Below are 14,147 nucleotides of genomic sequence, written 5' to 3'. Positions count from 1 at the left end.
ATCGGATTCGGCTGAAGCCGAGGTCGCGTTGTGGCGACCTGGCGCGACTCTATCGACAGCTCGTGAACGCCGCGACGCAGCCAGGCGGCCCCCGCGCCGCACAGTGATTCGGCACCTGCGGGGCGGCGGCGCGATCAGCCTGTGATATAGCGCATCGCTCGATCCGGCAGGATCCTGGGCACCGGCCACGGCACGGCATGGAAGCGCAACCAGGCGCACACCGCCGCGACGGGCTATTCGAGCGGTTTACCCACTGCAGGCGGGGAATGGGCTGGACCATGGATGCGGGCGGTGCGATGCGCACTGCGTCTCTTCCGTTGTGTTCCGCGATCTATGTCCGCCACACAGGAGGAACGAATGACTACCCCGAACTCCCGGCGCCCTGCCGGCATCGCTGTTGTCTTCACCGCTATGGCCGCGGCCTCGGTGGTGGCTGCCGCTCCCGCGCTCGCCGGCACGACCCTCGACATCACCGGCGCCGGATCGAACATGATCCAGGTCGACTACAGCTGTGACGACTCCGCCGGGGTGGTGAGCATTCAGGCGATGATGGGCGACCCCAACGCCGACCGTCCCGCCGCCCAGGGCATTCAAAGCTCCGTCGACTGCGACGGTTCCCCGCAGAGCACCACCGTCCCCCTGACGGCGGATCCCAGCCAGCCCCAGCCGACCTCGGGTTCCGAAGCACAGGTACGGGTGGCGCTCGTCGACCGCGACGGCATCGTGGTCTCCGGACAGGCGAAGAAGTTCACCGTGCCGTAGTGGCGGGTCCGCGGGGAGACGAGATCGCCGCGTCCTGAGCGGCGCCATGCCGGGTCGCCGTCGGCGCCGGTCTTGGTCCAGTCGGTCCTGGATACCTCGCGAGTCCGGCTGTCGGGCAGAGGCGCACGGGCGGAGGCCTTGCGATTCGGCGGCGCCGGCGGAGCGCGGACCCGGCGGCGATCGCACCCGATCGCGGATAGTCTCCGGCCGCCGCACCCTCTTGGGCGCGAAAACTACGCTCGGGCAGCGATTTTCGGGCCAACTCGGGGACGTTGGCGAAACCGGGATCGGCTTGCGTATGGCCGAATGTCCACTGCCGCAAGGCCTATCGCCGTAGAATGGTCCATGGCGAGCGAGGGCAGTCGTCGATGCCCACCACCGAGGTGAAGGTGACGCCGAGTTGCCCGTCTCGCCCAACACGTCGGGCGGCGAGGTCACCATCGGATGGCATACCGACCGCGCCTCCTGGCGAAGTCGCACATCAATACCAACGTAACTACGACGAAGCGGGAGTTCACTTATCGCACGATAACAACGGCATTCCTCGCCCCAGCGCTGATAGCCGGGCACCTTCTGCTCAGCAGGGCATGGAGGGACGAATCGCTATTGTTTTCCTGCGCCCACACGAGCCGTCGAACTTCTCGACGATTGTCCAGCGACAGTCTCGAAAACCAACGCCTGGACTCGGCTACTGCTGGCCTGAGCAGAGAAATGGCAACGGATCGGTGACGCGACAGCTATTGCCATGTATTCCCGGGGTCGGTGGACCGTTTGCGCCGGCAGCCGGCAACAATACGCGGCACGCTGGTTGCGTTCGCCCGATTGCGAATCCTTGTGCATCGAGAAATGCTTACGGACCGGACGACCTGTCCGACTGGATAGTTCGATTGCTGAAATATAGCCTTTGGCGCAGCAAATTCTTCGCACCTTGTCACTTGTACGGTGGCTATTGACAGCGTATCTGTGGTGAGGCAACCTTGATCTACGCAGTAGTTCCACCTTAAATGATCTTTCTCGAGCTTATCCAGCCACCGCGTGGATCACTGCCCGGACGCCTGATCGAACATCTTGTAGGGGGCTCGCGTGGGTGCAAATATATCCGATACAAGAAACACCGAATTCGCAGTCGTGGAGAACGATCTCGAAAATCTGGAGTATTCACTCGTCGAAAACCCCGACGATGTGTTCGACGACAGTTTCGAGCCGCAAGTCTGCGACATCTCGGACCTCGACGGCGATGCGGCGGCACAAGCTCGATTCATCGATCGACTCGGCGCGGCAATGGCGGACGTCGGACTCGCTATCTTGATCAACCACGGAGCCGAAGCGGTTCTGCCGAGAGCCGCAGACGCGGCGCTGCAGATGTTCACGACGACGCCCCTCGAACAAAAGCTGAGATTCGTCGCGTCGGACTGCACTTTCGGAGAGCCGTTACAGATGGGGTACATTCCGCTCCAGGAAAGTACGCCTTCGCTGCCGAATTCGGTAGAAGCGTGGGAACTCGACAAAGCGGCTTTCCGTATTCCGGGGGAAGATGCGGAAAAGGCCCTCACCTTTTGGCCGGACGAGCGATTCGAAGTCGCGCTGCGGCCCTATTGGCAGGCTTGTGAGCGGCTGGTGCTTCCGCTCGTGCACGCGATGTTCCGATATTTGGGCGTCGACCCTTCGTTGTACGACGATGAACTTTCTCCACCGAACAGCGTGCTGAGGTTCAATCACTACCCGCCGATCGACGATGCCGTGGCAGATTCCGGAAAGACGGGCCGTGTGATCGCCCACGAGGACTATGGTTTGATCACGCTGCTGCCGGCCACCCCGGTCGAGGGACTGCAGCTCTACCACCCTCGGAACAAGACGTGGAGCAGGCTCCGTGCGCCGGCCGGGTCTTTTGTATTGAACAGCGGCGACTGGCTGAAAATGATCAGCAACGACCATTTCCATTCCTGCACCCATCGCGTCAGCGTGCCTCGCGACCGTGCCCAGCGGGCCGTGCCGCGCCTCACCATTCCGTATGTCGTTCATCCACACGAAACGTCGATCGTGGAAGTATTGCCGGGCTTCCAGCCGAAATATCAGCCCATCAGTGGCCGGGATTTCATGATGAGGCTGGCAGCCAGGTATCTGGACCGCTGAGATCTTCGGCGCTCGGATCGACGTACCGGCAGCTCGGTGGTGAAAGGTCCCGGACTGTCTTGCCCACTCGGCGCAGCGAGCAAAATCATCGCCCGTTGACGGCGCTAATTCTTCTGGAGGGGACAACGTGGATATCGACGACAATGTCAACAAGGAACTCCGCAAGTTCGGGGTGGTGGACAAAGACCTCGACTACACGCTCGAGGAAAGCCCCGACGACGTGTTCGACGACAGTTTCGCCGCGCCGGTCTGTGATATGTCCGACCTGAAAGGCGATGCGACCGCCCAGAGGCGCTTCGTCGATATGCTCGGTCGAGCCATGGAGGATACCGGGCTCGCGATATTGATCAACCATGGAATCGATACCGACTCGCTTCGGGCCACCGATGCCTGTGCATTGGAACTGTTCGCCTCGGTGCCCGAGGAGCAGAAGCTGAAATTCGCCGCGACGGACTACGTGTACGGCGGAGCATTCCGTCGTGGGTACTTCGCGGTCCAACAGTGGACACCGACGCGGCCGAATGCCGTGGAAGCGTGGGAGTTCTTTCGCGATTCCTTCCGTCTGCCCGGCGAGGACTACGACAAGGCCTTGACCTTCTGGCCGGATGAGAAGTTCGAAGCTGGGTTGCGGCCGTATTGGCAGGCGTGCGAGGAATTGACTCTCCCGCTCGTGCGGGCCTTGCTCCGGTATCTGAACATCGATCCGTCGATCTACGACGAGGAACTCTCACCACCGAATGGCGTGCTGAGGATCAACCACTACCCGCCCTTCGAAGGCCGAGACAGTGGTGCCGAGAACCCGGGTCGTTTCATGACCCACGAAGACTACGGCCTGATCACCTTGCTGCCGGCCAATCCGATCGAGGGATTGCAGGTTTTTCACCCTCAGCGCAAAACCTGGAGCAGGGTCACCGCCCCCGAGGGGTCCATGATCTTGAACAGCGGCGATTGGCTCCAAATGGTCAGCAACGATCGTTTTCGGTCGTGTTCGCATCGTGTGTGCGCGCCCCGGGAGCCCGGGCACCGGGCGGTGTCCCGGATCTCTGTTCCGTATCTCGTTCTGCCCCGCGAAGCTTCGGTTCTCGAGGTCTGGCCGGGCTGCAGCCCGAAGTACAGCCCCATCGGCGCCAAGGACTTCATGGCGAAGCTGGCCGGCAAATATGTGGACTACGACGCATAGACGCGTTCCGGGCGAGATCTCTTCCTGACATTCGGTTCGAGCTTGTGCGTAATCGCGATGAATGAATGGTGCCATGATTGACCACAGAGACTCCGGGCTGGGCAGATTGATTGCGATCGTAGGCATGGACTGTCGTTTCCCCGGTGCCGATGATCCGGATGGGTATTGGAAGATTCTTTCCGAAGGGCGACACGTCTCCTTCGACCTTCCCACGGAACGTGGGTGGGATCTTCGTCGCGTGTACAACGAGGACCCGTCCGTCGAGGGATCCACGTATATCCAGCGGGGTGGCTTCCTACGGAATATCGGCGACTTCGATGCGACCTTGTTCGGGATCGGCCCGCGTGAGGCCGCTTCGATGGATCCGCAACAACGGATGCTGCTGGAAAGTTCTTGGCTGGCGCTGGAACGTGCGCGCTTGAGCCCACGGTCGTTGAGCAGTCTCCGCTCCGGCGTTTATGTCGGGGCGACCGACAGCTATTACGGCCTTGCGGGCTCGAGAATCCCTGGCCTGGAACGGCATCTGCTGATGGGCACGATGCTGAGTGCGACCTCGGGAAGGATCGCCTATGCCCTTGGCCTGAACGGCCCTGCCATCACAGTGGATACAGCCTGCTCGTCCGCTCTGGTGGCCGTGCACTTGGCGATTCGAGCACTCCGGTCAGGTGAGTGTGACGTAACGATCGTCGGCAGTGCCACCGCGATTTCCGATCCTTCGATGCTGGCACGATATTCGCGGCACAGGGTCCTTTCGGTGGATGGGTACTCACGCGGGTTCTCCGCGGACGGCAACGGATTCGCTCCGGCAGAGGGTGTCGCGTCGTTGGTCTTGATGCCGTTGGAGCGGGCCGAACTCCTCGGGAAGCCGGTGCTTGCGGTGATCCGAGGCAGCGCGGTCAACGAGGACGGGGCCAGTGCCACTCTGCAGGCGCCGAACGGGCGTGCGCAGCAGGCGGTGATCGATGCCGCACTCGACGACGCCGGTTTGCTTCCCCAGCACATCGGCGCGATCGAAGCGCACGGTCCAGGAACCCCGCTCGGCGACGCCACCGAGGCCGCGACTCTGCAGACCAGTTACGCACGGCACCACTCCGCGGACGACCCGTTGTGGGTAGGTTCGGTCAAATCGAACATCGGCCACACACTGGCCGCAGCCGGTCTCGCGGGTCTCATCAAGATGGTGCTGGCGCTACAACACGAGCGGTTGCCCGCCACGCTGCATGTGGAGAACCCCATCGCGGGGGTGAACTGGTCGGCAGGGGGGATGCGGCTGCTGCGTCAGCCTCGTCCCTGGCCGCGAACGACCGAACCGCGTCGCGCCGGCGTCCTGTCGTACGGGATCACCGGCACCAACGCCCACGTGATCCTCGAAGAGGCTCCTGCGCCTGCCCATGTCAGGCATCAGACCCCGCGCCGGCGCGAGCCTTCTCCGTTGCGGCAGCAAATGCCGATGTTGCCGCTGTATGCGGCGTCGCCGTCCGCTCTCGTCGCCCAAGCCGCGGCGCTGGCTCAGCATGTGCGGAGCCGGCGGGACCTCTCCGAGGTGGATCTCAGCTGGTCGCTGGGCACCACGCGCAGCGCTCTGACGCATCGAGCTGTTGTCACCGGAGGCGGGAAAGAGGAACTGATCGCGAGGCTGGATGCCTTCGCCGCGGCGGCGGTACCGGCCCCGCTCGGCGTTGCCGTGGGGCAGGTGAGGCACGGACCGGGTCCGGTTTTCGTCTTCCCTGGCCAAGGGTCGCAATGGGTCGGGATGGGAACCCGGCTGCTTGCCGACTCGCCCGTTTTCGCTCGATCGATGGCACGCTGCGCCGAGGCTCTGAGACCCTACGCGGACTTCGACGTCATGGAAGTGTTGCGCGGAGAACGGAATGCGCCAGTCGAGCGTGCCGAGGTGATCCAGCCGGTCCTGTTCGCCATGTACGTGTCGCTGGCCGAATTGTGGCAGAGCCTCGGTGTTACTCCCGCCGCCGTCATCGGGCACAGTCAGGGCGAGATCGCCGCAGCTCATGTAGCCGGAGCCCTCACACTCGATGGGGCCGCCCGCGTGGTTGCGCTGCGCAGCGCCGCTCTGCGGGCCGTCGACAGGCGAGGGGCCATGGCGTCCCTGGTGATGCCCGCCGACCGCGCGCGGGAATTGCTGTCGCGGTGGAACGACCGGCTCGAGGTGGCGGTGGTCAATGGACCGTCGGCCACCGTGGTTGCCGGCGATGCCGAAGCGATGACGCGGTTTCTGCAGCAGTGCGAACACGACGGAGTCGAGAGTCGGCTACTACCCGTGGATTACGCTTCCCACACCCGGCATATGGAGACGCTGCGCGATCGTATACTCGCCGATCTCGCGGGGATCACACCGCGTGAAGCCCGGCTGCCCATCATCTCCTCGACCACCGGCGAGATCGTCGATTCGACCAGCCTGGATGCTTCGTACTGGTTCGAAAACCTCCACCGGACTGTGCATTTCGACGACGCGATACGTCGTGCGCTGACCGCGGGATATCGGCAATTCATCGAGGTGTCGCCGCATCCCGTACTGACCGGCGCCATCGCCGAAATCGCCTCCGCGGGCGACATCGACGCCGGGGTCACGGGCACGCTTCAGCGCGGGCGAGGAGGAGGTGCGGACTTTCTCGCCGCCGTCGCCGCCGCGCACGCACAGGGCGCCGATGTCGATTGGGAGGCACTGTATCGCGGTGCCCGCGAGGTCGACCTGCCCACGTATTCGCTTCAACGTCGGTCCTACTGGCTACCCACGACGAGTACCGCACGGACTATGCGAGCGGGATCTTTCGACGTTGCGGATCACCCGTTGCTCACCGCCACCACCGAACTTTCCGACGGCGGCACGGTGTGTATCGGCCACCTCGATGTGAAAGAACAGTCGTGGCTGGCGGACCACAAGGTCTTCGACCGGGTCGTCGTGCCGGCTACCGTGACGGTCGAAATTCTTGCCTGGTGCGCTTCGAGGGCCGGCGGAAGCGGGGTGCAGGACCTGGTCCTGAGTTCTCCTTTGCTTCTTACCGACACAGCAGTCGACATCCAGGTGATGTGCAGCCCGGTGGGAAAGGACGGCCGCCGCCGGGTGACCCTGCACTCCCGCGAACACGGGGCCAGAGGGCCATGGCGCTGCCATGGTGAAGCCGCGACAACAGTCATCGACACAGTCACCGCGGAAACCGAGGACAATGCCGAGGACGGCACACAGGAGCAAGTGTGGCCCCCGCGAGGCAGTCGTCGCGTCTCTGTGGACGGATGCTATCGCGCGCTAAGAGACAGGGGCTACGGCTACGGTTTCGCCTTCCAGAACCTGACGTCTGTGTGGAGCAAAGACACCACGCTGTACGTCGAAGTCCGTCCGGCGCAGCAACAGCGCGCGCACACCGAGGGTTTCCCTGTTCATCCCGCTCTGCTCGACTCGATCCTGCATGCTCTGCTGCTGACCGGATCCGAGCGGGGCACCGTTTTGCCGTACTCGATCGGATCCGCGCGGATACTGCCGCGGAGGGCCACCGATCTGCGCGCCACGATAAGCCCGGCCGGACAGGACCGCTACCACGTTCGGGTGACCGATCCCGAGGGAAACCCTGTCGCGGATTTCCAAGATCTACTCCTGCGTCCGGTGACGGAGCGTGGGTTTCGCAGGATGCTCGCCACTGGCGCTCGCCATGCGTTCCGATTGCTCTGGCGGCCGGTGGATTTGGGCAGCGACAGGGAAGAGGATTGTTCACGATGGACGGTTGTCGGCGCACGCCGTGACCTTCCGGGCGCGGATGTTCACCCCGATGCCCGCTCGTTGTCCCTCGCGCTCCAGAACGGGCGATGCGTACCGGAAGTCGTCTTGCTCGATCTTCGTTCCTCGACTCAGGTGAACGAGCTGCCAGGCGAAACCGCACTGCGTGAACACCTTTCGCGTCTGATGGTCGATGCGCAGACACTTCTGTCCGAAGGTCCGCTCGACAAATCGCTGATAGTCTGCGTCACTCGCCGCGCCCACAGCGCGAGCTTCGCCGAGAGCGTGCCGGACGCGATCGGAGCAGCATGCGCAGGCATGATGCGCTCGGTCCTGAGCGAGAATCCGGGCCGTCTGCAGTTGATCGATCTCGACACCGGCCCGCTCGATCACCGGTTGATGATCGCCGCGATCGGCGCGGGCCATCCGCAGATGGCGCTGCGCGGCGCGCGGGCGTTCGTCCCACGGCTCGCTCCGGCGTTCGATGATCTGCTCCGGCCTCCCGCCATCGAGCAACCATGGAGGCTGGTCCGAGGTCGGGACAAGACCTTGGACAGTGTCATCGCCGCACCGGCACCCGACCTCACCGTGCCGCTCGAGCCGGGCCAAGTGCGGATCCGCGTGCTGGCCACCGGCGTGAACTTCCGTGATCCCCTCGTCGCTCTCGGCATCCTCGACGAAACCGCACTCGGTTTCGAAGTGGCCGGTGAAGTCGTGGAGGTGGGCGAGCAGGTCGGCGACGTAGAACTCGGTGCACGGGTCGCCGCGGTGGTGCTGCACGCGGGATCGAGGCCGGGCGGCTACGGACCCTTCGTCGTCGTCGACCGACGTGCCCTGCTCACCGTGCCCGCGCACTGGAGTCATGCCCAGGCCGCCGGCGCGCCTATCGTCTTCCTCACGGCCTACCACGCGCTCGTCGAGCTCGCGGAGGTCAAACCGGGCATGCGGGTTCTGATTCACTCGGCGGCGGGCGGAGTGGGCATGGCCGCAGTCCAGATCGCGGCCATGCTCGGAGCGGAGATCTACGCGACCGCAAGTCTCTTGAAGCAGGGGGTCGTCGAGGCGATGGGGATCCCGCGAGAACGGATCGCCGATTCCCGCACCCTCGGGTTCGAACACCAGTTCAACGAGGTCACCGGTGCCACCGGCGTCGATGTCGTCCTCGGCAGCCTGGCTGGCGAAGCGGTCGATGCTTCGCTACGGCTCTTACGGCCCGGCGGGATCTATCTGGAGATGGGTAGGACCGACCTCAGAGATCCAGCCACTGTCACCGTCGGGTACCCCGAAATCACCTACGCGAGTATCAACATCGCGGTACTTCCCATATCCCAGGTGGAGGTAATCCTTGACCACCTCCACTCGCTGTTCGCAGACGGTCTTCTGAGCCCGCTGTCCGTCCAAGCCTGGAACATCGGCCACGCGCGGGAAATACTGCGATACCTCAGCCAGGGGCACAGCACGGGCAAGCTCGTTCTGACGCAACCCGTTTCGCTCGTTCCCGAAGAGACCGTCCTGATAACCGGCGGCACGGGAAGTCTGGGTGGATTGCTCGCGCGCCATCTCGTCACCGCGCACGGTTGTCGCCATCTCGTCCTTCTCAGTCGCCAGGGCGACCAGGCGGCCGAGGCCCGGAAATTGGCAGAGGAACTCAGTGAGATGGGTGCGGAGATCATCCTGGCGGCGTGCGATGTTTCAGACCGCGCCGCTCTGTCCGCGGTGATCCGGAATATCCCGTCGCGCCACCCTCTCGGCGCTGTCGTTCATGCCGCAGGGATCTTGGACGATTGTCTGTTCACCGACCTGACTCTCGATCGACTCCACGGGGTTCTGTCGTCCAAAGCGATCGCCGCGCGACATCTCCACGAGCTCACCGCGGAAATGAACCTGCGCGCTTTCGTGATGTACTCTTCGATCGCCAACGTGGTTGGCACGGCCGGACAAGCGAACTACGCGGCAGCGAACGCCTTCCTCGATGCGCTTGCCTATTACCGGCACAGCGTCGGCCTGCCTGCCACCTCCATCGCGTGGGGGCTGTGGCAGCAATCCAGTGCGCTCACCGCCCACCTCGACGACACCGACCGAGCACGTCTCGCCCGGCACGGTCTTGCCCCACTCGACACCGCCGGCGCTCTGGCCATCTTCGACATGGCACTCGAGCTGGACGAGCCTCTTCTCGCCGCGACGGCGCTGTCGCCCATGGACCCCAGTACGCCGCTGGCTGCTGTATTGGCCGATCTGCCTCGACAACTCACGCCTTCGTCTGCCGGCGACGGGTCCGGCTCCTCCGCGGAAGACCTCCCGCGACCGGAGCTCATCGAGCTGCCACCCGGCGAACGAGTCAAAGCGCTGACCGCCTTGATTCGTACCCACGCCGCTCTCGTGCTGGGACACCAGGATCCCGACGCGCTCGCGGCGGACCGCACCTTCCGAGACGCCGGGTTCGACTCGCTGTCCAATGTGGAACTGCGCACTCGGCTCAGCAGCGCCACCGGCGTCCGGCTCACGGTCGCGGTCATCCTGGACCATCCCACTCCGACTCGACTCGCCGTCTACATCAACGAGGTTCTCGACCACGACCGTCGCTCCCGGCTCGTCGACCTCCCGTAGATGGGGTAATCGCTTTCGAAGGGAAAACAAATGCCAACAGGCGACAACATGCCGCGCGTCTCCGCGCGAACGGTCGACGGAAACGATATCGAGGTTCGAAACCTTCGGTTATCCGATCTGGATCAATTGGTGGACATGGAGCGCGCCAAGTGGGACCACGAACAGGGCGCGACAGCGGAGGAATTGTTCGAGAGAATCGATCAGCTACCCCAGCACGCCGCAGGCGCGTTCGAGCGGAGTGGGGGCAGGCTCCTCGCATCCATGTTCGCTCGACCCGTCACGATGACGACGATTCGCGAGTCGGAAAGCTGGCGGGCGTGCGCCTACGCGCCATTGCCCCCGCCCGGCAGTACCGACTGTCTGTTCGGCGTGAGTCTGACCAGCACCAGCGCCTGCGCGGCGGAAGCTCTGTTTCGCTCCTTCTTGCCGCAACTGGCACTACTGGGCTATCGGAACCTGTACGGGGGGTCGACCGTTCCTGGACTACGCGAATGGATCAAGGCCAATCCGGAGGGTTCGCCCACGTCGTATGTCTATGCGACAAATGAGGATGGGATGCCCCTGGATCGGCAGCTGCGCTACTACCACTTGAACGGTTTCCGGACGATCATCGCGCTCAAGCCCAACTACTTTCCGCACCCGCAGTCCCTCGACTACGGGGCAGTCATCCATCGGAGTCTTTGATCGAGTTGCGGGCCACTGCACGAGACGCAGGGGAAGGGGAGAAGGGAAATATGCCGCAGCTACGACCTGCGACCGCGCCGTTGAGCGAGTACATCGCCAAGCGAGAGCCTGCGTTCTTTCCGGGGCTGGCCGCCGGCTGGCCTGCCGTGCAGCGGTGGGAATTTCACTTCCTCGGAAGGTTACGGCCGGAGCTGTCCATCGAATTGGTTCGAGGAGACCGGGAGAGCGCCGCGACGCACTTCACCGAGTCGACGCTGGGAGCGTACATGGAGCTCCTCGCCAACGACGATTCCGGCGAGGAATCCTTGTACCTCAAAGAATTCAACCTGCTGCGGTGGTTCCCGCAGCTGCGGTCCGACATATCTGCTCGAAAGGAGCTCTTCCCGCGGCGGGTGTTCTCGCCTCCTCCCGGAGTCTGGGTGGGTCCCGCTGATGCGCGCACCGGCGCTCACTACGACCTACTGGGAAACATCGCCGTGGTAATCCGCGGGAACAAGCGTTTCCGCATCGCTCCTCCCGGTTTCGTCGAACGGGCCGATGCGTTGTCGACGAAGTACGACCCATGGGCGCGCCTGTCGGCCCTACCGCTGGTCGAGATAGCCGCCGCGACGCGAACTTCGGAAGAGAGTCTGTACGAAGTCGAACTCGGGGCCGGAGATGTAATTTACGTACCAGATCATTGGTGGCATGAAGTCTACAATCGCTCGGCCAGCATCCTGTTGAGCGGCTTCTTCGGCACCTACGAACACGTCGCGATGTGCGCGATCCGGGTCGCTGCGCGCCACCTGGCACACCTCGCCCGCCTCGACGGCGGCACCGCGTGTACCTGTCATGAAACTGTCGGCTGATTTCGTCATCCAATCCGGTTCAGGCGCAGGCGGCGCCGCTTTCCCGACAAGGAGCACTGATGAGAGAGTTCGTCCTCGACGACCTGAGTCGGCTGTACCGGGCATGTGAGGGAGTCGACCTGGAACTCACCGAGAAGGCGCTCGACGAGCCCTTCAGCGACCTCGGCCTGGACTCGCTTGGCACGATCGAATTGGCAGAACGAATACAACGGGAATGGCATGTCCGCATGCCGATCCTGTTGCCGAACGAGACCGTAGAGATTCTCCGGACTCCACGGCTCGCGCTCGAGTACGTCAACAAACTCTTGGCGACGCAGGATAAGCAGTAGAAGCGGAAGGAGGTCTCGGGTGACGCTATCGGTCGACGACTTGATCGAGACTCTTTACCGCGGTTTGAGTGGCGACGTCGGTCTACTGGACGGCGTCATGGCCCCCGACTGGAGCGACGACTCATCCGGGCAGGCATCAGGACGTGACGAGATCGAAAGTCTCGTCGCCGCAATCAATCACGCCTTCTCTCGATTCACGATCGTCGTGCGGACGATCGTCGACGGACGCGGGGAGGACGGCAACGGGATGGTCGCGGTCCGCGGGGAGATGCGCGGCGTACACGAGGGAGAGTGGCTCGGTGTGCCCGCGACCGGAAGAGCGGTCCGGATCCGGATCCATGAATTCCACGAGATCGCCGACGGCCTCGTCGTTCGGTCCTGGGGTCTCGAGGATTGGTTCGGTTGGCTTCGCCAGGTCGGCGCCGTCAGCGGCGATGGCCCCGGCATCTATGAAGGGAAACAAGGCGTCTCATGACAGAGCTCTCCCGCGAGATACCGACTGCGCCGGGCGCCCGGCCCTTGATCGGCCATCTCGTGCCGTTCTTGAAGCAGCCGTTCACCTTTCTGGCTCAGCTGCCCGACCACGGGGACCTCGTGAAGATCCGCCTTGGTCCGAAAGTGGCTGTCGTGATATGTGATCCAGGGCTGGCTCGCAAAGTGCTGGTAGACGACCGGACCTTCGACAAGGGGGGTCTGTTCCTGGAGCGAGAGCGGGAGTGGCTGGGCGAAAGCGTTGCCACGTGTACGCACAGCAGGCATCGGCACAAGCGCCGCCTGGCGCAGCCTGCCTTTCATCCGAAACGTCTCGCGGACTACGCGCACACGATGACCTCTCAGATAGCCGCCGTCGTAGACGGTTGGCGTTCTGGTCAGATCCTCGACGTCTGTCCCGAGATGTTCACCATCACCTCGAGGGTATTCGGCGCCGCCATGTTCTCCAGTACCCTTCCGGCAGGCGTGCTGCATCAGGTGATCAGCGATCTCACCGCCACCTTCGACGGTACGTTTCAACGCACGTTGCTGCCCGACGCGATCAGCCGTCTGCCGATTCCCGGCACCCGACGGTACAACCACGCCAATCGTCGCTTACGGACGACGATGAACGACATCATTGCCGAACGCCGAGCGAGCGGCATCGACAACGGTGATCTGCTCTCGGCGCTCCTGACGGTCCACGACCGTGAGAGCGACGCGCGCGGCACGATCGACGACGATGTCAGCGATGCCGTCGTGACGTTCTTCGTGGCGGGAACGGAGACCACTTCCTCCGCGTTGGCGTGGGTGCTCTACCTACTTGCGAAACATCCCGAGGTCGAGGCGCAGCTACATGCCGAAATCGACAGCGTGCTCGCGGGACGGCAGCCCGATTACAGCGACATGGAGCGGCTGCGGGTGGCGACGAGGATCGTCACCGAAACCCTGCGTCTCTATCCTCCCGCATGGTTTTTCACACGCATCGTCACCGCCGGGGTCAGACTCGAGCCATACGAGCTACCGGTCGGCAGCACTGTCGCCCTGAGCCCGTACCTCATCCACAGGCGGGCCGACCTCTACGACCGACCCGATCGTTTCGACCCGGACCGTTGGCTGCCGGAACGCGCCGCGGCGTCCCCCGGAGCCTTTTTGCCCTTCGGTGGTGGGGCGAGAAAGTGTATCGGGGAAGCCTTCGGGATGACCGAGGTCGTTCTGGCCTTGGTGACTATCGCGAGTCGCTGGCGGTTGCAGACCGTCGCCGGTTCACGCATTCGCCCGCCCCTCTCCGTGTCATTGATACCAGGAGGACTGCATCTGCGTGTTCTCGACCGCCGGACGGGTCGATAAAGCTGAGACGAGTCGCGGCTTCCGGGCGTCGTGTCGCGATGTGAAAAGAGGTA

General features: G+C 63.7%; 9 protein-coding genes. All 9 read left to right on the top strand.

Translation table 11 applies throughout. From position 1 onward, the window contains the following. The first annotated feature begins 357 nt into the window (after nucleotides 1-357). The 9 genes from CRP45_RS05880 to CRP45_RS05840 all read left to right on the top strand — a co-directional run bounded on the left by CRP45_RS05880 (nucleotide 358) and on the right by CRP45_RS05840 (nucleotide 14,094). Nucleotides 358-762 (top strand): hypothetical protein, encoded by a 405-nt coding sequence (locus CRP45_RS05880; protein WP_143861355.1) that lies wholly within the window; start codon nucleotides 358-360, stop codon nucleotides 760-762. A 1,128-nt stretch (nucleotides 763-1,890) separates the two neighbouring features. Then, nucleotides 1,891-2,895, top strand: a complete 1,005-nt coding sequence (locus CRP45_RS05875; protein ID WP_245909933.1) for a 2OG-Fe(II) oxygenase family protein — start codon at nucleotides 1,891-1,893, stop codon at nucleotides 2,893-2,895. Between the two features lie 127 nt (nucleotides 2,896-3,022). Further along, nucleotides 3,023-4,075, top strand: coding sequence for a 2OG-Fe(II) oxygenase family protein (locus CRP45_RS05870; RefSeq protein ID WP_245909931.1), 1,053 nt, complete (start codon nucleotides 3,023-3,025; stop codon nucleotides 4,073-4,075). Between the two features lie 73 nt (nucleotides 4,076-4,148). Further along, the gene (locus tag CRP45_RS05865) at nucleotides 4,149-10,412 is read left to right on the top strand and encodes a type I polyketide synthase (RefSeq protein WP_179830768.1); all 6,264 of its coding nucleotides are present in this window, start codon (nucleotides 4,149-4,151) and stop codon (nucleotides 10,410-10,412) included. 30 nt (nucleotides 10,413-10,442) lie between these two features. After that, nucleotides 10,443-11,096 (top strand): hypothetical protein, encoded by a 654-nt coding sequence (locus tag CRP45_RS05860; RefSeq protein WP_143861354.1) that lies wholly within the window; start codon nucleotides 10,443-10,445, stop codon nucleotides 11,094-11,096. A 50-nt stretch (nucleotides 11,097-11,146) separates the two neighbouring features. Further along, on the top strand, nucleotides 11,147-11,944 hold the full coding sequence (locus CRP45_RS05855; protein WP_097244102.1) for a cupin-like domain-containing protein: 798 nt from the start codon (nucleotides 11,147-11,149) through the stop codon (nucleotides 11,942-11,944). 59 nt (nucleotides 11,945-12,003) lie between these two features. After that, nucleotides 12,004-12,273 (top strand): acyl carrier protein, encoded by a 270-nt coding sequence (locus CRP45_RS05850; RefSeq protein WP_097244101.1) that lies wholly within the window; start codon nucleotides 12,004-12,006, stop codon nucleotides 12,271-12,273. A gap of 19 nt (nucleotides 12,274-12,292) precedes the next feature. Next, nucleotides 12,293-12,748, top strand: coding sequence for an ester cyclase (locus CRP45_RS05845; RefSeq protein WP_097244100.1), 456 nt, complete (start codon nucleotides 12,293-12,295; stop codon nucleotides 12,746-12,748). Continuing rightward, nucleotides 12,745-14,094 (top strand): cytochrome P450, encoded by a 1,350-nt coding sequence (locus CRP45_RS05840; RefSeq protein WP_097244099.1) that lies wholly within the window; start codon nucleotides 12,745-12,747, stop codon nucleotides 14,092-14,094. The genes CRP45_RS05845 and CRP45_RS05840 overlap by 4 nt, the downstream gene beginning before the upstream one ends. Nucleotides 14,095-14,147: the final 53 nt, after the last annotated feature.

Origin of the sequence: Nocardia amikacinitolerans (genome assembly GCF_900215415.1) — a bacterium.
In the GTDB taxonomy this organism is placed as follows: Bacteria; Actinomycetota; Actinomycetes; order Mycobacteriales; family Mycobacteriaceae; genus Nocardia; species Nocardia amikacinitolerans.
The sequence above is the reverse complement of the archived record's forward strand: the minus strand, read 5'-3'. Positions and strand labels throughout refer to the sequence as shown.